Source organism: Streptococcus sp. 9.1 (genome assembly GCF_016648815.1).
In the GTDB taxonomy this organism is placed as follows: Bacteria; Bacillota; Bacilli; order Lactobacillales; family Streptococcaceae; genus Streptococcus; species Streptococcus salivarius_E.
In genome coordinates this window covers 40,936-64,679 of sequence record NZ_JACLQS010000001.1, presented here as the reverse complement: position 1 = coordinate 64,679, position 23,744 = coordinate 40,936, and the positions used below count along the sequence as shown (strand labels likewise).

The 23,744-nt window shown below is 39.7% G+C and carries 16 protein-coding genes and 1 pseudogene; 16 read left to right on the top strand and 1 reads right to left on the bottom strand.

The window, feature by feature from the left end; genetic code table 11:
- The first annotated feature begins 1 nt into the window (after nucleotide 1).
- The 6 genes from recN (at nucleotide 2) to H7T93_RS00260 (ending at nucleotide 4,689) form a co-directional block, all read left to right on the top strand.
- Nucleotides 2-1,672 (top strand): DNA repair protein RecN, encoded by a 1,671-nt coding sequence (gene recN / locus H7T93_RS00285; protein WP_175057550.1) that lies wholly within the window; start codon nucleotides 2-4, stop codon nucleotides 1,670-1,672.
- A 69-nt stretch (nucleotides 1,673-1,741) separates the two neighbouring features.
- Nucleotides 1,742-2,584, top strand: coding sequence for a DegV family protein (locus tag H7T93_RS00280; RefSeq protein ID WP_155212992.1), 843 nt, complete (start codon nucleotides 1,742-1,744; stop codon nucleotides 2,582-2,584).
- Nucleotides 2,577-3,452 (top strand): SGNH/GDSL hydrolase family protein, encoded by an 876-nt coding sequence (locus H7T93_RS00275; RefSeq protein ID WP_175057551.1) that lies wholly within the window; start codon nucleotides 2,577-2,579, stop codon nucleotides 3,450-3,452. Before H7T93_RS00280 ends, H7T93_RS00275 begins: the two co-directional genes overlap by 8 nt.
- Nucleotides 3,445-4,017, top strand: a complete 573-nt coding sequence (locus H7T93_RS00270) for a YpmS family protein (RefSeq protein ID WP_175057552.1) — start codon at nucleotides 3,445-3,447, stop codon at nucleotides 4,015-4,017. The genes H7T93_RS00275 and H7T93_RS00270 overlap by 8 nt, the downstream gene beginning before the upstream one ends.
- 136 nt (nucleotides 4,018-4,153) lie before the next feature.
- Nucleotides 4,154-4,429 (top strand): HU family DNA-binding protein, encoded by a 276-nt coding sequence (locus tag H7T93_RS00265; protein WP_175057553.1) that lies wholly within the window; start codon nucleotides 4,154-4,156, stop codon nucleotides 4,427-4,429.
- Between the two features lie 59 nt (nucleotides 4,430-4,488).
- Nucleotides 4,489-4,689 carry a hypothetical protein gene (locus H7T93_RS00260; protein ID WP_002883994.1) on the top strand — a complete coding sequence of 67 codons (201 nt, stop codon included), beginning with the start codon at nucleotides 4,489-4,491 and terminating at the stop codon, nucleotides 4,687-4,689.
- 61 nt (nucleotides 4,690-4,750) lie between these two features.
- On the opposite strand, the gene H7T93_RS00255 is transcribed toward H7T93_RS00260, so the two are convergent.
- Entirely contained in the window at nucleotides 4,751-5,686 is a 936-nt protein-coding gene (locus H7T93_RS00255; protein WP_045772084.1) for a dihydroorotate oxidase, read from the bottom strand.
- Between the two features lie 255 nt (nucleotides 5,687-5,941).
- Between H7T93_RS00255 and H7T93_RS00250 the strand changes: the two genes are divergently transcribed.
- The 10 genes and pseudogenes from H7T93_RS00250 to H7T93_RS09910 all read left to right on the top strand — a co-directional run.
- Complete coding sequence (locus tag H7T93_RS00250; RefSeq protein WP_002884137.1) at nucleotides 5,942-6,634, top strand: phosphoglycerate mutase; 693 nt, start codon at nucleotides 5,942-5,944, stop codon at nucleotides 6,632-6,634.
- Nucleotides 6,635-6,982: 348 nt separating this feature from the next.
- The gene (locus H7T93_RS00245) at nucleotides 6,983-8,539 is read left to right on the top strand and encodes a 2-isopropylmalate synthase (RefSeq protein WP_004182645.1); all 1,557 of its coding nucleotides are present in this window, start codon (nucleotides 6,983-6,985) and stop codon (nucleotides 8,537-8,539) included.
- 18 nt (nucleotides 8,540-8,557) lie between these two features.
- The gene (gene leuB / locus H7T93_RS00240) at nucleotides 8,558-9,595 is read left to right on the top strand and encodes a 3-isopropylmalate dehydrogenase (RefSeq protein WP_037610968.1); all 1,038 of its coding nucleotides are present in this window, start codon (nucleotides 8,558-8,560) and stop codon (nucleotides 9,593-9,595) included.
- Nucleotides 9,596-9,599: 4 nt separating this feature from the next.
- Nucleotides 9,600-9,880: pseudogene (locus H7T93_RS00235) on the top strand (DUF1294 domain-containing protein).
- A gap of 30 nt (nucleotides 9,881-9,910) precedes the next feature.
- The gene (gene leuC, locus H7T93_RS00230; RefSeq protein ID WP_022496499.1) at nucleotides 9,911-11,302 is read left to right on the top strand and encodes a 3-isopropylmalate dehydratase large subunit; all 1,392 of its coding nucleotides are present in this window, start codon (nucleotides 9,911-9,913) and stop codon (nucleotides 11,300-11,302) included.
- A gap of 11 nt (nucleotides 11,303-11,313) precedes the next feature.
- Complete coding sequence (leuD, locus tag H7T93_RS00225; RefSeq protein ID WP_002884116.1) at nucleotides 11,314-11,904, top strand: 3-isopropylmalate dehydratase small subunit; 591 nt, start codon at nucleotides 11,314-11,316, stop codon at nucleotides 11,902-11,904.
- Between the two features lie 214 nt (nucleotides 11,905-12,118).
- Entirely contained in the window at nucleotides 12,119-15,229 is a 3,111-nt protein-coding gene (locus H7T93_RS00220; RefSeq protein ID WP_175057554.1) for a DNA polymerase III subunit alpha, read from the top strand.
- Nucleotides 15,230-15,322: 93 nt separating this feature from the next.
- A complete protein-coding gene (gene pfkA, locus H7T93_RS00215) occupies nucleotides 15,323-16,342 on the top strand; it encodes a 6-phosphofructokinase (RefSeq protein ID WP_002884051.1) in 1,020 nt (339 codons plus the stop codon).
- A 70-nt stretch (nucleotides 16,343-16,412) separates the two neighbouring features.
- Nucleotides 16,413-17,915 carry a pyruvate kinase gene (gene pyk, locus H7T93_RS00210; RefSeq protein WP_022496496.1) on the top strand — a complete coding sequence of 501 codons (1,503 nt, stop codon included), beginning with the start codon at nucleotides 16,413-16,415 and terminating at the stop codon, nucleotides 17,913-17,915.
- A gap of 748 nt (nucleotides 17,916-18,663) precedes the next feature.
- The coding region (locus tag H7T93_RS09910; protein ID WP_311634951.1) for a CshA/CshB family fibrillar adhesin-related protein at nucleotides 18,664-23,744 on the top strand (5,081 nt) is incomplete at its 3' end.

The window sequence follows — 23,744 nt, the reverse complement described above, 5'->3', positions numbered from 1 at the left end:
TATGCTTCTCGAAATTACGATAAAGAGTTTCGCAATTATTGAAGAGATTTCTCTAAACTTTGAGAATGGTATGACCGTCCTTACTGGTGAAACAGGTGCTGGTAAGTCCATTATTATAGATGCTATGAATCTTATGTTGGGTGCTAGGGCTTCTAGTGAAGTCGTCCGTCATTCAGCATCTAAGGCTGAAATTCAGGGCTTCTTTTCAATCGAACAAAATCCTGCCTTGGTTAGTATCTTGGAAGATAATGGGATTCCTGTTGAGGATGAATTGATTATCCGTCGTGAAATCTTCCAAAATGGTAGAAGTGTTAGTCGCATCAATGGGCAGATGGTCAATTTAACGACGCTTAAGGCTGTTGGGCACTTCTTGGTAGATATTCATGGACAACATGACCAGGAAGAGCTTATGAAACCTGCTCTCCATATTACCATGCTTGATGCCTTTGGTGACAAGGAATTTTTCCAGACTAAGAAAGAGTACCAGAAGTATTTTGACCGCTATCGTGAGTTAAGAAAAGCTGTTCTTGAAAAGCAGAAAAATGAGCAGGAGCATAAGGCTCGAATTGAAATGCTAGCTTTTCAGATTGCAGAAATTGAAGCAGTCTCTCTAAAATCAGGAGAAGATTTGGCTTTGATGCAGGAACGAGACAAGCTTCTTAATCATAAGCTGATTGCTGATACCTTAACAAATGCCTATGTCATGCTGGATAATGAAGATTTTTCAAGCCTTTCAAATGTTCGTTCTGCCATGAATGACCTCCAGTCTCTTGAAGAGTATGACTCTGATTACAAAGATCTCTCTGGAAATCTATCAGAAGCCTATTATGTTCTGGAAGATGTCACTAAGCAACTAGGTGATTTTTTGGATAATCTGGACTTTGATGCTGGGCGTTTACAAGAGATTGAACACCGCTTAGATACCATTAATGCCATTACTCGTAAATATGGTGGGACTGTTGATGACGTCTTGGATTATCTGGAAAATTCAAGTAAAGAATACAATCTTCTGACAGGAAACTCTAGCTCGTCAGATGCTATGGAACAAGAGCTTAAGCAACTTGAAAAGGACCTGCTTGCGTCTGCGGAGACCCTACAAACAGCACGCCATCAAATTGCTACGGCTCTTGAAGCTGAGATTAAGAGCGAGTTATGCGACCTCTACATGGATAAGGCTGATTTTAAAGTTACCTTTACTAAAGGGAAATTTAACCGTGATGGCAATGAGCAGGTTGAGTTTTACATCTCAACCAATCCAGGTGAAGGCTTTAAACCGCTTGTTAAGGTTGCTTCAGGAGGAGAATTATCTCGACTCATGTTAGCGATTAAGTCAGCCTTTGCCCGCAAAGAAGACAAAACAAGTATCGTCTTTGATGAGGTTGATACTGGCGTTTCAGGTCGTGTTGCCCAAGCCATCGCTCAGAAAATTCATAAGATTGGGAGTCATGGTCAGGTTTTGGCCATCAGTCACCTTCCACAAGTTATTGCCATTGCTGATTATCAGTTCTTTATTTCTAAGGAAAGCGATAACGAGACAACTGTCTCTCGTGTTCGTCTTTTGACACCTGAGGAAAGGGTGCAAGAAATCGCTAAGATGTTAGCAGGTGATAACGTGACGGAGGCTGCCTTGAGCCAAGCAAGAGCTTTGTTAAAGGTGGATGACTCTCTTTAGGAAAAGACTTGGGAAAAACTTTCCAGTCATGCTATAATAGAATAAAAATTTGTGTTAAGCGAGAAAATTATGAGTAAAATCAGAATTGTAACCGATTCGTCAATCACGATTGAACCAGAATTGGTTAAAAAATATAATATCACTGTTGTCCCATTGTCGGTAATGGTGGACGGTGTCATCTATTCAGATAGTGACCTTCGAGAAGAAGGCCGTTTCTTGGAAATGATGAAGCATAGTAAAGAGTTACCAAAGACAAGCCAACCACCTGTAGGTTTGTTTGCTGAGACATATGAAAATCTTGTCAAAGAAGGTGCAGAACAAATTGTGGCAATCCACATTATGCACACACTCTCTGGGACATGTGAAGCCTCACGTCAAGGAGCTAGTCTTTCAGGAGCAGATGTAACTGTCATCGATTCAGGCTTTACGGATCAATGCCTCAAGTTTCAAGTTGTTGAGGCAGCTAAATTAGCTGAAGCAGGAGCTAGTCTTGATGAGATTGTAGCCCATGTTGAAGAAGTGAAAAATAAATCTGAACTTCATATTGGTGTTTCTACCCTTGAGAATCTGGTTAAAGGTGGTCGTATTGGACGTGTAACAGGTCTTCTGTCTTCATTACTCAATATCCGTGTCATCATGGAGTTGAAAGACTATCAGTTGAATACGATTGCTAAGGGGCGAGGAGCTAAGACTTTCACGAAATGGTTAGATTCTTATATTAATGGTATCAAGGATAAGGACCGCAAAGTGGCAGAGATTGGTATTTCTTATGCAGGAACACCTGATTTAGCACATGAACTGGCTGAAAAACTTGAGGTTTTGGGTGCTCCAATTTCAATCCTTGAGACTGGTTCCATCATTCAAACGCACACTGGTGAAGGCGCCTTTGCCGTAATGGTTCGTTATGAATAAGTGGAAAGAATCAGAATTAGTTAGAAGCCTCCTAGGCTTCTTCTTGCTTTTTCTCTTATTTGTCGGCCTCTTCATTTTTATCGTTCCTAGTACGCATCAGTCATCAAAAATTGCAGAAAAGATTAAATCTATCAAAAATGAAAATGTGACCTATGTTGCTATTGGTGATTCCCTTACTCAAGGGGTAGGTGATAGTAGTAATCAAGGAGGATTCGTTCCTGTGCTATCACAGGCATTAGAGTCAGATTTTGACTGGCAAGTGACTTCTCGTAACTACGGTATTGCGGGGAATACGAGTAATCAAATTCTCAAAAGAATGCAAGAAAAGAAGGATATTCAAAGAGATCTCAAAAAGGCTAAAGTGATGACTCTGACAGTTGGTGGTAATGATGTGATCCATGTCATTAAGGACAATATCACGAATCTTAATGTAGCTACCTTCACTAAGCCTGCTCAGGCCTATCAAAAGAGATTAGGACAGATTATTGAGCTAGCTCGCAAGGAAAATAAAACATTGCCAATTTATATTGTTGGTATTTACAATCCTTTTTATCTTAATTTTCCAGAGATGACAGAAATGCAAACTATTGTAGATAATTGGAACCAGTCTACTGAAGAGGTGTGCAAAGAGTACGATAATGTGTATTTTGTTCCTGTAAATGATTTGCTTTATAAGGGAATTGATGGTAAGGACGGTGTTACAAGTTCTGATGATACCTCTCAGTCTAGTAAATCTTCTCAAGATAGCCTGAACGATGCTCTTTTTGAGGATGATCATTTTCATCCAAATAATACAGGTTATCAAATTATGTCAGATGCCATTTTGAAACGTATTAACCAAACAAAGAAGGAGTGGTCAGGTGAGTAAGGTATGGAAGTGGCTATTTTTAGGACTCTTGGCCTTAAATCTAGCGCTAGTAAGTGTTGTGACATATAGAATCATGACTCCAGTGGAGACGACAAGTTCTGTATCCCTACCCAAGGGAGCAACTAAAATTGGAAAATATAGTATGACTAAGGATGAGCTTGACGCTGCTCTTACAGGCTTTGCCCAGGATTATTCGACTGATAAGATGCGATTCAAGGTCAAGGTTACCAATTCTAAAATTGTTTTTGAAAGTAGCTATAAGGTTTTAGGTCATCCTGTTCCTCTATATGTCTATTTTACGCCGGTTGTTAGTGAATCAGGAGCAATTGTACTGCATGTTTCTGAACTTTCAGCTGGAACCTTGAAACTGCCTGTTTCGGATGTCCTTAAGATGATTAAACGTTCGACGAACCTTCCTGATTACATCGCAATCGATAGTAAGAAGGGAAAGGTTACCCTAAATATTCAGTCTATGAAGAATGAGAAGGGGATAACAGCACGTGCTCAAAGCCTAGATTTGGTTAATGACCGTATCGAATTTGACATCTATAAGACAATAAATTAAAAAGCCTTTACTTTTTGCAAAAAAGCGATTAAATTAGCGTTTATTACTTGACCTCATAGGTCTTTTAGGATAAGATAATACTTGTTCAAGCGCTAAAAAAACTATTCGCTTAGAAATAAATTGGAGGATTGTTACAATGGCTAACAAACAAGATTTGATCGCTAAAGTTGCAGAAGCAACTGAGCTTACTAAAAAAGATTCAGCAGCAGCTGTAGATGCAGTTTTCGATTCTATCGAAGAATTTCTTGCTGCAGGTGAAAAAGTACAATTGATTGGTTTCGGTAACTTTGAAGTACGCGAACGCGCTGCTCGTCAAGGTCGTAACCCACAAACTGGTGAAGCTATCTCAATCGCAGCTTCTAAAGTTCCTGCATTTAAAGCTGGTAAAGCTCTTAAAGACGCAGTTAAATAATGTAAAAACCCCTAATATTTTAGGGGTTTTGATTTATACGAAATAAGTTAAGGAAATCTATGAAAACCATAACAGTGGTATTGATTTTTCTTTTGGTTTTTACTGTTATTAAACTATCAGGTATTGTTGCTATTAGCAAACTGATGAAGCCAAGTGAAAAACAAATCGAAGAAGCTCGTCAGAAACGTCTTCAAGCTGAGAAAGAGGGCAAGGATCCTTTTGAAGACTGGGATGAACGTGACGATGATGGTCTTGTCTAATAAGAGAATCCTCATCAAATAATAAAAAAGTTTGGAAGACCTTCCAAACTTTTTTTGTAGACTAGTCAATGTAGTGAAGTTTTCCTCGGAAGTCTTCAAGAGTTTCGTAACCTTTTTCTTCCATGATTTCTTTAAGTTCTTTAGTAATACGGTCAAAAACAGCGACACCTTCTTTTTGAAGGGCAGTACCCACTTGTACCATACTTGCACCACAAAGGATGTGTTCAAAAGCATCACGACCAGATTTGACACCACCAGTACCAATAATTTGGATTTCAGGTTTCAGACGTTGGTAGAAAGCGTGAACGTTTGCCAAGGCAGTAGGTTTGATGTAGTCACCACCGATACCACCAAAACCATTCTTAGGTTTGATGACAACAGACTCATCTTCGATGTAAAGGCCGTTACCAATTGAATTTACACAGTTAACAAAGACAAGTGGGAATTGGTTGAACACTGCAGCAGCTTGGTCAAAGTGCACAATATCAAAGTATGGTGGTAATTTCACACCAAGAGGTTTTGTAAAGTAAGAGAAGACCTCAGTAAGGATCTCGGTTGTTGTTTCAAAATCGTAAGCGATTTGAGGTTTACCTGGAACGTTAGGACATGAAAGGTTGAGTTCAACGAGCCCCTCGTAGTCACTTTCTTGAACTTTTTTAAGAATAGTGTGCGTTTCCTCAGGTGAGAGACCAACAAGTGAAAGAAAATGATTTTTTGTATTGGGTTGCTTTTGCAATTCAATGACATAGTCAAGGTAGTATTCAAAACCGTTATTTGGCAATCCCATTGAGTTGATTGACCCAAGAGGGACATTCACATAACGTGGTTCAGGATTACCAGGACGGGCCTCAAGTGTCCCTGTTTTTGTGACAAATGAGCCTGCGGCTGAAGCCTCAACCTCTGCCAATTCTTCCTTAGTCATACAATGAACACCAGCAGCATTCATGAGACAGTTAGCAAATGTAAACTGACCAACTTTTGTAGCAGTAGAAACCATAAGATCCTCCTTAAAGATCACAAAGTAAAATGTTACTATTTCATCTCATTTTAGCATGAAAAGAGGCCTAAAACAAGGAAATGTTGGATAGCTACAAGCATCTAAAACAAAATTCTGATACCGTCTCTTTTGGCTAAGGCAAGAAGCGATAGAATTTTACAGAATTTTTTGGATTTTGCTAGCTTTTTCAAGGTTTTTTGGGTAGAATAGATAGAGTAAATGGGTATAACCCAAAATAAAAAGGAGACATAACTAATGGTAAAATTGGTTTTCGCTCGCCACGGTGAGTCTGAATGGAACAAAGCTAACCTTTTCACAGGTTGGGCTGACGTAGATCTTTCTGAAAAAGGTACTCAACAAGCTATCGACGCTGGTAAATTGATCAAAGAAGCTGGTATCGAATTTGACCAAGCATACACTTCAGTATTGAAACGTGCGATCAAAACAACTAACTTGGCTCTTGAAGCATCTGACCAACTTTGGGTTCCAGTTGAAAAATCATGGCGCTTGAACGAACGTCACTACGGTGGTTTGACTGGTAAAAACAAAGCAGAAGCTGCTGAACAATTTGGTGATGAGCAAGTTCACATTTGGCGTCGTTCATACGATGTATTGCCTCCAGCAATGGATCGTGATGATGAGCACTCAGCACACACTGACCGTCGTTACGCTTCACTTGACGACTCAGTAATTCCAGATGCTGAAAACTTGAAAGTTACTTTGGAACGTGCCCTTCCATTCTGGGAAGATAAAATCGCTCCAGCTCTTAAAGATGGTAAAAACGTATTCGTAGGTGCACACGGTAACTCAATCCGTGCCCTCGTTAAACACATCAAACAATTGTCAGACGACGAAATCATGGATGTTGAAATTCCAAACTTCCCACCATTGGTATTCGAATTTGACGAAAAATTGAACGTTGTTAACGAATACTATCTCGGAAAATAAGCTGAGATAAGTAGTTATCATTAACAATAAAAAAAGTTGACTTCGGTCAGCTTTTTTTCTTTTACTGAAAATAAATGTAAATTATGGTCAGAAAAGTCAGTCAATTCAGTAATTTTTCCTTGACTTTCAAGTTGGAAAGATGTATCATATTAACCAAGATACATCGAAAGGAAATGAGTCAAATGACATTCGCAACTACAACTGTTTTGCTATTGCGTAATGAGGGCTAGTGCAAAAGCATTAGTCCTGTTTGGCTTACCAAGCGGGAGGTAAAAACATCTCGCTTGGGTTTCCGAGTGAGATGTTTTTTTACTACTATCGTTTTTACTTTTAGAAAGAGGATTGTCTATGCGTAAAGTTGAATTTTTTGATACAAGTCTTCGTGATGGGGAACAAACACCAGGTGTTAACTTTTCAATCAAAGAAAAAGTTGCCATTGCTAAGCAACTTGAAAAATGGGGAATTTCTGTAATCGAAGCAGGTTTCCCTGCAGCTAGCCCAGATTCATTTGAGGCAGTAAAACAAATTGCGGAAGCTATGACAACAACTTCTGTTACTGGTTTGGCTCGTTCAGTAAAATCTGATATTGATGCTTGTTATGAGGCTTTGAAAGATGCTAAGTATCCACAAATTCATGTCTTTATCGCAACAAGTCCGATTCATCGTGAGTTTAAATTGAAGAAATCAAAAGAAGAAATTCTTGAAGCTGTAAAAGAACATGTGTCATATGCACGTTCAAAATTTGAAGTTGTTGAGTTTTCTCCTGAAGATGCTACTCGTACTGAGCTTGATTTCTTGACTGAAGTTGTTCAAACAGCAGTTGATGCTGGTGCCTCATATATTAATATTCCTGATACAGTTGGCTTTACGACTCCAGAAGAGTTTGCACGTATTTTTGATCACTTGACTGAAAATATTAAATCAGATCATAAAGTTGTCTTTGGTGTTCACTGCCACGATGACCTTGGTATGGCAACTGCAAATACTTTGACAGCAATTAAACATGGTGCTGGACGTGTTCAGGGAACAGTCAATGGTATTGGTGAGCGTGCGGGTAATGTTGCTCTTGAAGAAGTAGCTGTTGCTTTGAAAATTCGTGAAGACTTCTTCCAAGCAACAAGTGATATTGTTCTTAATGAAACAATGAATACTTCAGAGCTTGTTTCTCGCTTCTCTGGAATTCCTGTTCCTAAAAATAAAGCTGTTGTTGGTGGAAATGCCTTCTCTCATGAATCAGGTATCCACCAAGATGGTGTTCTTAAGAACCCACAAACTTATGAAATCTTCACACCAGAATTGGTAGGTGTGAAGAGTAACAGTCTTCCTCTTGGTAAATTGTCAGGACGTCATGCCTTTGTTGAAAAATTGAAAGAACTTGAGCTTGACTTTGTTGAAGAAGATATCAAACCACTCTTTGCCAAATTTAAAGTCTTGGCTGGGAAAAAACATGATATCACAGATGCAGACATTCGTGCACTTGTTGCTGGTACTAGTGTAGATAATCCAGAAGGTTTCCACTTCGAAGATCTTCGCTTGACTACTAATGCTGATGAAACAATCACTGCTACAGTAAGCTTGGCTAATGAAGACGGTGAATCTGTAGAATTTTTGGCCAATGGTCAAGGGTCAGTTGAAGCTATCTTCAATGCTATTGACAAATTCTTCAACCAAACAGTTCGCTTGACTTCTTATAATATTGACGCTGTAACTGATGGTATTGATGCGCAAGCGCGTGTACTTGTAACTGTTGAAAATGTAGATACAGATACTATTTTCAATGCATCTGGTTTGGACTTTGATGTCTTGAAAGCATCAGCAATTGCCTATATCAATGCTAATACATTGGTTCAAAAAGAAAATGCCGGTGAGATGGCACGTAAGGTTTCTTATCGTGACCTTCCATAAGCCAAAGAGGAGTTAAACATGACAAAGAAAATCGTAACACTTTCAGGTGATGGAATTGGACCTGAGATTATGGCAGCGGGTCTTGAAGTTCTTGAAAAAGTAGCTTCAAAAATTGGATTTGATTATGACATCGATGCCAAACCATTTGGTGGTGCTGGTATTGATGCTGAAGGTCATCCACTTCCTAAGTCAACTTTGGATGCTGCTAAATCAGCAGATGCTATCCTCTTGGCTGCAATTGGTGGACCAAAATATGACAATGCGCCAGTTCGTCCTGAACAAGGACTTTTGGCCATTCGTAAAGAGCTAAATCTCTTTGCTAATATCCGTCCTGTCCGCATCTTTGATGCTTTGAAACACTTGTCACCTCTTAAACCAGAGCGTATCGAGGGCGTAGATTTTGTCGTTGTTCGTGAGCTTACAGGTGGGATTTACTTTGGTGAGCATATTATCGAAGAAGATAAGGCTCGTGATATCAATGATTATTCAGCAGATGAGATTCGTCGTATCATGCGTCGTGCTTTCAAGATTGCCCAAGGTCGTGGCAAAAAGGTCACTAGCATTGATAAACAAAATGTTTTGGCAACTTCTAAATTGTGGCGTAAGATTGCTGATGAAGTTTCTTTGGAGTTTCCAGATGTAACTCTTGAACACCAACTCGTTGATAGTGCCGCAATGATTATGATTACCAACCCAGCTCGTTTTGATGTGGTTGTGACAGAAAATCTTTTTGGAGATATCTTGTCTGATGAATCAAGTGTCCTTCCAGGAACTTTAGGCGTTATGCCATCTGCCAGTCATTCTGAAAATGGTCCTAGTCTTTATGAACCTATCCATGGTTCAGCACCAGACATTGCCGGTCAAGGTATTGCCAACCCAATTTCAATGATTTTATCAGTAGCTATGATGTTGCGTGAAAGTTTCAATGAAACTGAAGGGGCTGAATTGATTGAAAATGCTGTTGATAAGACCTTGAACCAAGGCATCTTGACACGTGATTTGGGTGGTCAGGCTTCGACTGCTGAAATGACAGCAGCTATTATTAGCAATCTCTAAACTCATGACACTAAAACTAGTGTTACTCAGTGTTTTGTTGGTATGGAATCTCCTTGTTTTATGTGCTTATGGACTTGATAAAAGCAAGGCTATTCGACATAAGAGACGGATTTCTGAGAAGGCATTATTATTGCAGACTCTGATTTTCGGTGGTATTGGTGCTTTTCTAGTGGAAAACTTTTTAGACATAAAATTAACAAATGGTATTTTAAGCTATGTTGGCTTATGGGAATTGTTATTGATGTCGTTATTTTATACCTTATTCTAACAAGACTTTCGGATTAGCTAATCCTTAGATTATATTTGGAGTATTTTATGAGCGGAAAATCAATTTTTGATAAACTTTGGGAACGCCACGTCGTTACTGGAAACGAGGGCGAACCACAATTGATGTATGTGGATCAGCATTATATTCACGAGGTTACAAGTCCACAGGCCTTTCAAGGACTTCGTGATGCTGGACGTAAAGTTCGTCGCCCAGATCTAACTTTTGGTACGACAGACCACAACGTTCCTACAGTTGATATTTTTAACATTCGTGACCTTATTTCTAAAAACCAAATTGATACTTTGGCGAAAAACGTCGAAGAATTTGGTATTGATGCGGCTACCCACGGTACTGCTCGTCAGGGGATTGTCCATATGGTTGGTCCTGAAACAGGTCGTAGTCAACCCGGAAAATTTGTAGTTTGTGGGGATAGTCATACGGCTACGCACGGTGCCTTTGGTGCCATTGCCTTTGGTATTGGTACATCTGAGGTGGAACATGTCTTTGCGACACAATGTTTGTGGCAAGTAAAACCTAAGAAAATGAAGGTTGAATTTGTTGGTAAACCACAGCCAGGTGTTTATTCAAAAGACTTTATTCTTGCACTTATTGCACGCTATGGCGTTGATGCTGGTGTAGGATACGCGGTTGAATATTGTGGTGAAGCTATTGATGCCCTTTCAATGGATGAACGCATGACTATCTGTAACATGTCTATTGAATTTGGTGCTAAGATGGGTCTTATGAATCCAGACCAAAAAACTTATGATTATGTTGAAGGGCGTCCTTGCGCACCTAAGGGTGAGAAGTTTGAAGAAGCAGTAGCTGACTGGAAAACCTTGGTCTCAGATCCAGATGCTGAATACGATAAAGTAATCACTATTGATGTTTCAGAATTGGCACCTATGGTTACATGGGGAACTAACCCTGAAATGGGTGTTGAGTTTGATCAACCATTCCCAGAAATCAAAGACTTTAATGATGAACGTGCTTACGAGTATATGGATGTTAAGCCTGGCGAATATGCTAAAGATATCGATCTTGGCTATGTCTTTATTGGTTCTTGTACTAACGCACGTCTTAGCGACCTTGAGTTAGCTGCTAAATTCGTTAAAGGAAAACATATCGCACCAACATTGACAGCTATTGTTGTTCCAGGTTCACGTCCAGTTAAGAAAGAAGCTGAACGTCTTGGTTTGGATAAAATTTTCTTGGATGCAGGATTTGAATGGCGTGATCCAGGTTGCTCAATGTGTCTTGGTATGAACCCAGACCATGTTCCAGAAGGCGTTCACTGTGCATCTACAAGTAACCGTAACTTTGAGGGACGTCAAGGATATGGAGCTCGTACTCACCTTTGTAGTCCAGCAATGGCAGCAGCTGCGGCAATCGCTGGTAAATTTGTAGATGTACGCTATATGCCAGAAGTTCAAGCATAAGGGAGAAGATAATGGAAAAATTTACCGTCTATACAGGGAAATCAGTACCTTTGATGAATGATAACATCGATACGGACCAACTCATTCCCAAACAATTCTTGAAAGCTGTTGATAAAAAAGGCTTCGGTAAGAATTTGATGTTTGAATGGCGTTATCTTAATGATGACTACGAAGAAAATCCTGATTTCGTCTTCAATAAACCTGAGTATCGCGATGCGACTATTTTGGTTACTGGTGATAACTTTGGTTCAGGATCATCTCGTGAACACGCTGCGTGGGCATTGGAAGACTATGGTTTCCGCTGTGTTATCGCTGGATCATTTTCAGATATCCACTATAACAACGAATTGAAGAATGGTATGTTGCCAATCGTTCAACCCCTGGAAGTACGTCAAAAATTGGCTGCTCTTCCTGCAGGTGAGGAAATCACGATTGACCTTCCAAACCAAGTCATTAAATCTTCAGCAGGAGAGTTTCCATTTGATATCGATCATGAGTGGAAACGTAAATTGGTTGAAGGGCTTGACGATATTGGAATCACTCTTCAATATGAAGATTTGATTGCTGCCTATGAAAAACAACGCCCATCATATTGGCAATAAGGGACTAAGTTGTTTTTCTAAACTTTGATATTCAATCTTGCTATCAGAAGCAATGATGTGTTAGTAAAAAAATAATGATCACTTAAAAGAATGGGATAAGGACAATGTCTAAAATGTTGTTCTATCTCATTCTTTTTGTTTGAAACAGTTAATATGGTAGAGGCGTTTTTACTAGTAGCGTATGCTATAATAGAAAGATAGAAAGGAGGCCTTCATGTTTGCACAATTGGATACAAAATCCGTCTATAGTTTCATGGATAGTGTCGTAGATTTGAACAGCTACGTTGCGCGTGCCAAAGAGCTTGGCTATCAAGCCCTTGGTTTGATGGATCGTGACAATCTCTATGCTGCTTATCATTTTGCCCAGCTTGCAAGTAGAAACGGTTTACGTCCTTTGATTGGTATGGAAGCTAATCTATTTTACGAGGGAAGAAAAATTCCTTTTCGTCTATTAGCAAAAAATAATCAGGGCTATAAAAATTTGATGAAGTTGGCAACAGAGCTTTCCTCAGGACAACGTGAACTTACAGCTTTTTCGGACTATCTGAATGCTATTGCCCTCATCCTTCCGAGTGAAGACTGGGAGTCAGGGATGACACTTGGTTCAGAGGTTTTCATTGGGGTAAGGCCAGAAGATGCTGGCAAAGAGTTTGATTATCCTGTGGTTCCCTTACATACAGTGCGTTACTTTGAGAATTCAGACCGCTCGACGATTCAGATGTTGCATGCCATCTCACAAAATGTTTCCTTGTCAGAGGCCTCTATTTGTCCTATGAATCAGCTACTTTTCTCGCCTCAAGAAATGGAAAGTGCCTATAGCGATATTCCAGAGGCTTTGAACAATTTGGAGCAACTTGTTTCAGACATTACTTATCAATTTGATACAGATTTGAAGCTTCCACGTTTTAATCGAGATATGCCAGCAGTTGACCAATTAAGTCAATTAGCTCAATCTGGATTGGAGTCTAAAAAGTTAACCTCAGCAGTTTATCAGGAACGTTTAGACAAAGAATTGTCTATCATTCATCAGATGGGCTTTGATGATTATTTCTTGATTGTCTGGGATTTGTTACGCTTTGGGCGTAGCCGTGGTTATTATATGGGAATGGGACGTGGATCTGCTGCAGGAAGCTTGGTGGCCTATGTTCTTGACATTACTGGAATTGATCCCGTTAAAAATGACTTGCTTTTCGAGCGTTTCCTAAATGAAGAGCGTTATAGCATGCCTGATATTGATATCGACTTGCCTGATATCTATCGAAGCGAGTTTCTTCATTATGTTAGGGACCGTTATGGTAGTAAGCACTCTGCTCAGATTGTTACCTTTTCAACCTTTGGAGCCAAGCAGGCTATTCGAGATGTTTTTAAACGTTTTGGTGCTAAGGAATTTGAACTGTCCCAACTAAGTAAAAAGATTTCTTTTCGTGATAACTTGACCTCTGTCTATGAGAAGAATATGTCATTCAGACAGCTGATTAATCAGAGACAGGAATTTCAGAGGGCATTTGAAATTGCTAAGGCTATTGAAGGCCAGCCAAGACAAACCTCAATTCATGCTGCCGGTATAGTGATGAGTGATGATGACCTGACTAATCATATTCCTCTAAAAGCTGGTGAGGATATGATGGTTACTCAGTACGATGCCTCCGCAGTTGAGGCCAATGGCTTGCTTAAGATGGATTTCTTGGGTCTCCGTAATTTGACCTTTGTTCAAAAAATGAAGGAGAAGCTTGAAGAAGAGCAGGGCATCACTATTGATATCAAATCCATTGACTTGGAAGATCCACAGACCCTAGCACTTTTTGCCAGTGGTAAGACAAAGGGGATTTTTCAGTTTGAGCAGGCGGGTGCCATAAACCTCCTTAAACGAATTAAACCTGCTAAGTTCGAAGAAGTCGTAGCGACAACCTCTCTTAACCGTCCTGGAGCCAGCGATTATACAGATAATTTCATTGCTCGTAAGTATGGTAAGGAAAAAGTAGATCTGATTGATCCAGTAGTTGCACCAATCCTTGAGCCTACTTATGGCATCATGCTCTATCAGGAGCAGGTTATGCAGATTGCCCAAGTATTTGCGGGCTTTACACTTGGAAAAGCCGATTTGCTTCGTCGAGCGATGTCTAAAAAAGATGCCAATGAAATGTCCAAGATGTCCGAACAATTCATGGAAGGAAGTCGTCAGTTAGGACGTGACCCACAGATTGCTGAAAGACTCTTTAGTATGATGGCTAAGTTTGCGGGTTATGGCTTTAATAGAAGTCATGCCTATGCCTACTCAGCTTTGGCCTTTCAGTTAGCCTATTTCAAAACGCACTACCCACAGATATTCTATGACGTTATGTTGAATTATTCGTCTAGTGATTACATTAAGGATGCAATTGAAAATGGCTTCTCCCTAGCTAGACTCGATATTAATAGGATTCCCTATCTGGACAAGATTTCAGATGGCAAGATCGTATTAGGCCTTAAGACTATCAAAGGCTTGCCAAGAGATTTTTCCCTTTGGATTATTGAGGATCGCAAACAAAATGGCAAATACATTTCTATAGAAGACTTTTTGACACGTATTCCTAGTAAATATCAGAAAGTCGATATTTTGACACCTCTTATTCAAATTGGTTTGTTTGATATTTTTGAACCAAACCGTCAGAAAATCATTGGCAATTTAAACAACCTCTTTACTTTTGTCAATGAGTTAGGAAGTTTGTTTGCAGAGTCCTCTTATTCTTGGGTTGATTATGAAGACTATAGCCAGACGGATCGTTATAATTTAGAACAGGAGTTACTAGGAGTTGGGCTTAGTCCTCATCCTTTACACCTAGCTCAAAAAATGGCCTCTCGTCCCTATCAACCAATTTCTGATTTGACGGTTAATACTAAGGCGACGGTTTTGGTTCAGCTAGAGTCCGTTCGAATTATCAGAACTAAAAAAGGTGATCAGATGGCCTTTCTGAACGTAACTGATGGGATCAATAAACTTGATGTTACTCTATTCCCAGAAACTTATTTCTATCATAAGGATAAATTAAGTGAAGGTGGTCTCTTTTATCTTGATGGGCGGACCCAGGAGCGTGATGGACGCATTCAGTTAATTTTGTCCAACATGGAGGAAGCTAGTACGGAGCGTTTCTGGATTTTACTTGAGAATCATGATCAGGACTTAGACGTTTCTCAAATCTTAGCTAAGTATCCTGGAAACATCCCTGTCATTATTCGTTATCAAGGAAGTAAGGAAACCATCGTTAGTCAAAGATATAGAGTATCCAAGAACGAGGAACTTAATCAGGAATTAGCACCTTATGTGTTGAAAACGGTTTTACGATAAAAAAAAACAATAAATCTTTTCAAATTTAAAGCCATTTAGAATTCTTTATGTTATAATGAAAATGTTAAATATATAAAAGGAGTATCAGGAATAATGAAACGTATTGCTGTTTTGACTAGTGGTGGAGATGCCCCTGGTATGAACGCTGCCGCTCGCGCAGTTGTTCTCAAAGCAATTTCTGAAGGAATTGAAGTATTCGGCATTAACCGTGGATACGCTGGTATGGTTGAAGGAGATATCTTCCAACTTGATGCCAAAGGCGTAGACAACATCCTCAGCCGTGGTGGTACTTTCCTTCAGTCTGCTCGCTATCCTGAGTTTGCCCAACTTGAGGGTCAACTTAAAGGTATTGAGCAACTTAAAAAACATGGAATCGAAGGTGTAGTAGTTATTGGTGGAGATGGTTCTTACCATGGTGCTATGCGTTTGACTGAACATGGTTTCCCAGCTGTTGGTCTTCCAGGAACTATCGATAACGATATCGTTGGTACAGACTATACAATTGGTTTTGATACTGCTGTTGCAACTGCAACAGAAGCTATCGATAAAATTCAAGACACTGCTTTCAGTCACGGACGTACTTTTGTCGTTGAAGTTATGGGACGTCACGCTGGTGATATCGCTCTTTGGGCTGGTATCGCTTCTGGTGCAGACCAAATTATCGTACCTGAAGAAGAGTACGACATCAACGAAGTTGTCCGTAAAGTTAAAGAAGGTTACGAATCAGGTGTTAAAACTCACCACGTAATCGTACTTGCTGAAGGTGTTATGGGTGCTGAAGAATTTGCAGCTAAAATGAAAGAAGCTGGAGATACTTCAGATCTTCGTGCAACAAACATTGGACACGTGGTTCGTGGTGGTTCGCCAACTCCGCGTGACCGTGTTCTTGCTTCATGGATGGGTGCTCATGCGGTTGACCTCCTTAAACAAGGTATTGGTGGTGTAGCTGTTGGTATCCACAATGAAGAGCTTGTTGAAAGCCCAATCCTTGGTACAGCAGAAGAAGGCGCTTTGTTCAGTCTTACTGAAGACGGTAAAATTATCGTTAACAATCCACACAAAGCTCGTCTTGACTTTGCAGACCTTAACCGTTCATTGGCTAACTTGAGCTAATCTCGGTTATTTAAATTATTGTTAATCCGTCGCTAGGGCGACAAAAAATATAAGGGAGTTTTTATTTATCATGAATAAACGCGTAAAAATCGTTGCAACACTTGGTCCTGCGGTTGAAATCCGTGGCGGCAAAAAATTTGGTGAAGATGGTTACTGGGGTGAAAAACTTGACCGTGAAGCATCTGCTAAAAACATTGCTCAATTGATCAAGGAAGGTGCCAACGTTTTCCGTTTCAACTTCTCACATGGTGACCACGCTGAACAAGGTGAACGTATGGATGTCGTTCGTATGGCAGAAGACCTTGCTGGTCAAAAAGTAGGTTTCCTTCTTGATACAAAAGGACCTGAAATGCGTACTGAATTGTTCGAAGGTGATGCTAAAGAGTATGCATACAAAACTGGTGAACAAATTCGTGTTGCTACTAAACAAGGTATCAAATCAACTCGCGACGTTATCGCTTTGAACGTTGCAGGTGCACTTGACGTTTTTGACGATGTAGAAGTAGGTAAACAAGTTCTTATCGATGATGGTAAACTTGGTCTTCGTGTTGTAGACAAAGATGCTGAAAAACGTGAATTCATCGTTGAAGTTGAAAATGATGGTATCATCGCTAAACAAAAAGGTGTAAACATCCCTTACACTAAAATTCCTTTCCCAGCACTTGCTGAACGTGATAACGCTGATATCCGTTTTGGTCTTGAACAAGGTCTTAACTTTATCGCTATCTCATTCGTACGTACTGCAAAAGACGTACAAGAAGTTCGTGCTATCTGTGAAGAAACTGGTAACGGTCATGTTCAATTGTTGGCTAAAATCGAAAACCAACAAGGTATCGATAACATCGATGAAATCATCGAAGCTGCTGACGGTATCATGATCGCTCGTGGTGACATGGGTATCGAAGTACCATTCGAAATGGTTCCAGTTTACCAAAAAATGATCATCACTAAAGTAAACGCTGCTGGTAAAGTTGTTGTTACAGCTACTAACATGCTTGAAACAATGACAGAAAAACCACGTGCAACTCGTTCTGAAGTATCTGACGTATTTAACGCAGTTATCGATGGTACAGATGCTACAATGCTTTCTGGTGAGTCTGCAAATGGTAAATACCCAGTTGAATCAGTTCGTACAATGGCTACAATTGATAAAAACGCTCAAACTCTTCTTAAAGAGTATGGTCGTCTTGATTCATCAACATTTGACCGTTCAACTAAGACTGAAGTAGTTGCGTCTGCAGTTAAAGATGCTACTAACTCAATGGATATCAAACTTGTTGTTGCTCTTACTGAATCAGGTAACACTGCTCGTTTGATTTCTAAATACCGTCCAGAAGCTGATATCTTGGCTGTAACATTCGATGAAATTACTCAAAAATCATTGATGCTTAACTGGGGGGTTATTCCAGTAGTTACTGAAAAACCAAGCTCAACTGATGATATGTTTGATGTTGCTGAAAAAGTTGCATTGGAATCAGGTCTTGTAGAATCTGGTGATAACATTGTTATCGTTGCTGGTGTTCCAGTAGGTACAGGTGGTACAAACACTATGCGTATCCGCACAGTAAAATAATTTAAGTAGAACTTAAATTGAAAGAAGGTCTTTGGATCTTCTTTTTTTGGCTCTATAATCGATTTAGTAGGTTAAACTATTGAAGAGATTATAGAGCTTTTTTCGTAGGTAGCTAAATCAATTGGATAATAATAACAAGTGAAAAAGTGAAGAATATCATACTTATTCCAAATGGTTTAAAGCAAGATGGCTGATTTGGTTTGTATTTTCAACAGATTTAGTTCTAAGTGTCATATGACTTAGAAAGTATTTAGCGAAGTGGGAAATTATCTTTTCAAAGAAATTTTGCTTTTCTTGAAAACAACAGGATAAAAAATGTCGTTAAATAGGCTTCTAAACTATAGTTAAGATGGTTATAAGCTATCTTTTTTAGAAGGACTGAGTTGATAACCAACCATTTTTATTTCAATAATGACTTACTAATTTAAAAGTTCTAATGAATTATTAATTCTGAAAATCGATTTTTGAAAAAAATGAAATCATAAGTTTCTTTTTACTGACAATTCTAAAAGTAAATAATTATAAAATTATTAATTGAAACGTTTATAAAAATAGTGATATCTATAATCATTCTATTGTTTACATGATTATTTTTAAGTGAACCTTATAAAAAAATTGAAAATAAGAGCATTTCTTTTCACAAATATTAGGAATTTTGTTAGAATATTTAACGATTAGTATTTTTAAATACTTTTAATCTCATTGAGGGGTGAGATACTTAATAGTATAAGTGTGGAGGATTACCAAAGTGGGTAAAGATTTATTTAATGATCGTATAAGTCGATTTTCGATTCGTAAGCTGAATGTAGGGGTTTGCTCCGTTCTTCTTGGGACTCTGGTTATGGTTGGTACTGCTAGTCAAGTATCTGCCGATGAAACAGCTAACCAAGTCCAAGCAGGAGATGTAGCTAGCACTACTGCTACAGTGAGTGATGAGACATCTTCTCAGAATGCTGTTGCTGCTCAAGCTTCGACGGAAGTCGCAAATTTCTTATCAATTTCTGAGACTAATAGTCAGTCTCAAACAGTTTCAAATGCTAGCGCAGCTACTTCTGAAACGTCTACAACACAAGCTTCTAGTGAGACTACATCTCAAGCAGCTACATCAACGTCAGCAACTACTGCAGCATCTACCACTAGTGTTGCTGGCTCTACAAGTGTAGGCAATACTACGGGAGTTTCAACGACAGCCTCTGTTACACCAGCATCATCTGAGACAACTGCTTCAGAAACAGCATCTGAAGCACAAGGTGTGGACGTTCAAGCAGAAGCTTCTACAACGAATGCTCTTTCAAGTGGTGCCGAAGCGTCTGCTCTAGAGCAACCTGTTGTAACAGCAGAAACTTCTGGTCGCCGTCGTACACGTCGTGCAATCGGTGACCCTAATGACGAAAGCTTGATTGGTGATGATGTAGAAGATGCAACCTCAACTCCAAAAGTTGAAAAACCAACAGAATTTTCTAAAATTAATGCAAAAGAACTAGTTAAACAAATTAACTGGTTAGATTTTGGAGATACAACTGCTTGGACCAATACTACAACATCTAAAGACGGTAGAACAGCTCTTCAAGTAGGATCAACTTACACTAAAGAAATTATGCCTGGATATATAGTTAACATTAAGGTTAAGAGTCTTAAACCATTCCAAGCAACTGAAATTTATAAAAATCGTATGGAAGCACAAGGTGCTACAGAAGCTGAAAAAGCTACATATGATCCAAATGCAAAAAATGGATACATTGGAACTATTGGAGATCCTACAACTAGAGCAGCTTTCGCAAACAGAGAAGAAGCATTAGTAGTAGCAGACGCTCAAAATCGTTGGACTGAAATTCGTCAAGAAGGAATTGATACTGGTTCAAAACGAACAACAATTTCATCAGAGTATAATGGTGCGAATATCGGTGTTCAATTTGAGATTTCTGCAACATTCCGTGGTAAATCAGTAAAACCTGCAGTAGTAGCTGCTGATGGTGAGTCAGCTAACCCTGGTGAATTAGTGTTATTCACTACAAATGGTGCTGGTTGGAAACATATCGGAGAATGGAAAAAAGCTTCTAATACTGAAACGTATGTAGTTCAAGACACACACAATTATTTTGATCCCGCAAATAACTATAGTAGATCAAAATTTGTTGATGTAAATGGTGCTAGAATATCAGGACTAAACTTGGAATTACTTCGTAATGCTAATGAGGTTGGCCCAGATAAAAAACCAGTAGCGTGGAAATACTTTGGTAGTCCAGACCAAGTTACGGGTGGATTAGGAACTGGAGTTTTCGGACCGAACGTGTCTGCTAGCCGTTTTTCAGTACCTCTAGTTATGACTCAAGGAGCTTCAGAAGTGGGACTTTATATCGCATCATCAGGTAAACAATCTGCTATGCTTGGATTCTTCCCTCTTGATGAAGGAGACGCTCCAGAAAGTTATGGAAAAGCACAACACTCAATTGGAACGGTAGACGGTGTAACAGGTACAAAACTTGCTCAACCATACTTAGGAACTGTAAGTCCTGATATGGATGAAAATAACGCAAATGACTGGACAGGTGATGATAACACTATTTCTGCTGATGAAGGTGTTGATCAAATCGTACCTGATAACTTAAAAGGTCAAACTAATGATATGATTAAATTAGACCGTACTCGTCCAGGAACGTATACTTTAGATGTTGAAGCACATACTGATGGTGCTGCTAAAGCGTATGTTTACGGTTGGATCGACTTTAACCAAAATGGAACATTCGATGAGGATGAACGTTCTGACTTGGCAACTGTTACAAAAGATGGAACAGTTAGACTTGAATTCAGAAATGCAAAAACAATGATTGATCCAAGTGTTACTGAATTAGGTACACGTGTTCGTATTGCTAGTAATCAATCAGATATTGAAAACCCAACAGGTTTAGCTTTATCTGGAGAAGTAGAAGACTTTAAAACTCAAATTACTTTCCCTCCAAAAGGTGAACGTAAAGAAACAATCGATGTTCAAGGAGCGACACAAACAGCAACAGTTGCTTTCACGGCTCAAGGACTATCCAAGTACAGTCGTGATAAAAATGCAGAAATCGATCAAACTGTAGCTCCAGTTATTATTGATAATAGAACGAAACAAGTAGTAAATCCAAAAGCTGATGGATATTATGTAATACCAGGAGAAGGTAAATATAAAATTACTCCAAACGGTAATAACGTAGATATTGAATTTACTCCAGAAGATAACTTTGTAGGAACTGCGAGCGGTATAAGTATCCGTCGTACAGATGATAATGGTTATACAACTGATTGGGTTTCTAAAGATAAAACATTATTACCATCAATTAATGAAGTGATGGATAATATGGATGGTCTTTACATTCCAACAGTAACACCTAAAAATATCGAAGGGGAAGACAAGAAATCTACGGATGTTCAAGGAGCTAGTCAAACTGGTACGCCAGAATTCGCTCTTGAAGGAACAAATAGTAATGGTGAGAAAGTTAAAATCACACCTGATTTTGATTATCCGGCTAAGTTTGTCGATCCAGCGACTGGAAATGTCATCAATGATCCTGTTTTGACTGTAGAAGGAGAAGGAATTTACTATCTAGACGAGTTGACTGGCAAGGTTACTTTTGTACCAGAACCAGGATTTACTGGAACTGCCAAGGGGGTAACAGTTTCTCTTACGGCTCCAGTTGGTCGTGACAAAGATGGTAGAGTGCCAGATAATGCTCTTAAGACTGCAACTGCTAAGTACACACCAACTGCCACACCAATCACAGTGACTCCTACAGACAAGGTTTCTGAGGATGTTCAAAATGTTCCTCAAACCCAAACTCCTACATTTGAGTTGAGTAACGACAAGGCTGCGAAAATCACAAGCAAGAAATTGGTGGATCCCGCAACTGGTCAACCGACTGATGAAACAACTGTAACAGTAGCAGGGGAAGGAACATACACAATCGATCCTACTACTGGTGCTGTGACATTTACTCCTGAAAAAGATTTTGTTGGAACAGCAAAAGGTGTAACTGTTCAAGCAACTGCGACTATTACCAATGCTAATGGTAAGACAGCAATAATTACTTCAGATGCGAAATATACACCAACTGTAGTGCCAGCTGTTCCAACTGAAAGCCCTGCAACTTCTAAAGATATTCAAGGGGCAACACAAACAGGGACACCAAGCTTTGCAGGAACGACTGTCCAAGTAAATGGTGAAGATAAAGCTATTACGATCAAAGATAATAGCTACACGCTTTTGGATAGTGATGGCAATGAAGTGACAAGTACACCAGCTTATGCCGCTGATGGTACAACTGAAATTGGTACTTACTCAATTGATTCAGCCACTGGTCAAGTAACCTTCACACCGACTGATAAATCATACACTGGTGCAGTCACACCAGCAAAGGTTCAAGCTGAAAGCTCAAACGGTATCAAGGTGGATACAACTTACACACCAGAAATCGTTCCAGTAACCCCAACAGCTACACCAGCTGAAACAACTGATATTCAAGGTGCGACACAAACTGGTAAACCTGAATTCAAGGGTGGAACTGTAACAGTAGATGGCGTTGAGAAAACAGTAGCTATCAATGAAGCTGTTCCAGCAACATTTGATGATGGCTCAACTACCAAGTCAGTTGATGGCGTTGGTACCTACACAGTAGCAGCAGACGGTACTGTTACATTTGTTCCAGAACCAAGTTTTACAGGAACAGCACCAGCGGTTACAGTTGTTCGTGAAGACAAGAACGGAACAAAAGCTTCAGCGACTTACACCCCAACAGTAACACCAGTTACACCAACAGCAGAAGATACAACATCAACAGGTAAACAAGGTCAAACCCAAACAGGTAAGCCTGAATTTACTGAAGGTGATAGCCGTGTGCCAATGAACGATGACGTTCCAGCAACCTTCGACGATGGTTCAACTACCAAGACAGTTGATGGAGTTGGTACTTACACAGTAGCAGCCGACGGAACTGTAACTTTTGTTCCTGAGAAATCATTCACAGGTAAAGCGCCGGCCGTAACGGTTGTTCGTGAAGATAAGAACGGAACAAAAGCTTCAGCGACTTACACACCAACTGTGACACCAGTAACTCCAACAGCAACACCAGCTGAATCTACGGGACCTCAAGGTTTGGTTCAAACTGGAACAGTAACCTTCACAGAAGGTGATGAAGTAGCGCCAATTAACAAGGATTCAATTACCCTTCTTGATGAAAATGGTCAGCCAGCAGCATCAGTAGAAGCGAAATCACCAGCAGGTGACGTGATCGGTACCTTCACTGTTGATAAAGAAACAGGTGTTGTGACCTTCACACCAACAGATAAATCTTATTCAGGTGATGTTGTCCCAGTTAAGGTTCAAGCAGCTGATACAAATGGTACAACAGTAGAAACAACTTACACACCTAAGATTACTCCAGTCGTTCCAACTTCTGAAGATGCAACATCGACAGATATCCAAGGTGCCACTCAAACAGGTAAACCAACCTTTACTGAAGGCGATCCAAATGTTCCAATCGATGAGGATACTCCAGCGACCTTTGAAGATGGCTCAACCACTAAGACAGTGGATGGCGAAGGAACATACACCGTTTCTCCAGATGGTACAGTAACTTTCGTACCAGAAAAATCATTTACTGGAGTAGGAACAGGCGTAACTGTGAAACGTGTGGATAAGAACGGAACTGAAATCACAGCTAAGTACACCCCAACAGTAACTCCTGTAACACCGACAGCAACACCAGTTGAAACTACAGATATCCAAGGTGCTACACAAACTGGTAAACCTGTATTTACTGAAGGCGATAGCCGTGTGCCAATGAACGATGA

Bases quoted from the DNA above. Each gene is read 5' to 3' on its own strand.
- recN (WP_175057550.1), top strand. From the start codon at position 2: ATGCTTCTCGAAATTACGATAAAGAGTTTCGCAATTATTGAAGAGATT.
- H7T93_RS00280 (WP_155212992.1), top strand. From the start codon at position 1,742: ATGAGTAAAATCAGAATTGTAACCGATTCGTCAATCACGATTGAACCA.
- H7T93_RS00275 (WP_175057551.1), top strand. From the start codon at position 2,577: ATGAATAAGTGGAAAGAATCAGAATTAGTTAGAAGCCTCCTAGGCTTC.
- H7T93_RS00265 (WP_175057553.1), top strand. From the start codon at position 4,154: ATGGCTAACAAACAAGATTTGATCGCTAAAGTTGCAGAAGCAACTGAG.
- H7T93_RS00260 (WP_002883994.1), top strand. From the start codon at position 4,489: ATGAAAACCATAACAGTGGTATTGATTTTTCTTTTGGTTTTTACTGTT.
- H7T93_RS00255 (WP_045772084.1), bottom strand. From the start codon at position 5,686: ATGGTTTCTACTGCTACAAAAGTTGGTCAGTTTACATTTGCTAACTGT.
- H7T93_RS00250 (WP_002884137.1), top strand. From the start codon at position 5,942: ATGGTAAAATTGGTTTTCGCTCGCCACGGTGAGTCTGAATGGAACAAA.
- H7T93_RS00245 (WP_004182645.1), top strand. From the start codon at position 6,983: ATGCGTAAAGTTGAATTTTTTGATACAAGTCTTCGTGATGGGGAACAA.
- leuB (WP_037610968.1), top strand. From the start codon at position 8,558: ATGACAAAGAAAATCGTAACACTTTCAGGTGATGGAATTGGACCTGAG.
- leuC (WP_022496499.1), top strand. From the start codon at position 9,911: ATGAGCGGAAAATCAATTTTTGATAAACTTTGGGAACGCCACGTCGTT.
- leuD (WP_002884116.1), top strand. From the start codon at position 11,314: ATGGAAAAATTTACCGTCTATACAGGGAAATCAGTACCTTTGATGAAT.
- H7T93_RS00220 (WP_175057554.1), top strand. From the start codon at position 12,119: ATGTTTGCACAATTGGATACAAAATCCGTCTATAGTTTCATGGATAGT.
- pfkA (WP_002884051.1), top strand. From the start codon at position 15,323: ATGAAACGTATTGCTGTTTTGACTAGTGGTGGAGATGCCCCTGGTATG.
- pyk (WP_022496496.1), top strand. From the start codon at position 16,413: ATGAATAAACGCGTAAAAATCGTTGCAACACTTGGTCCTGCGGTTGAA.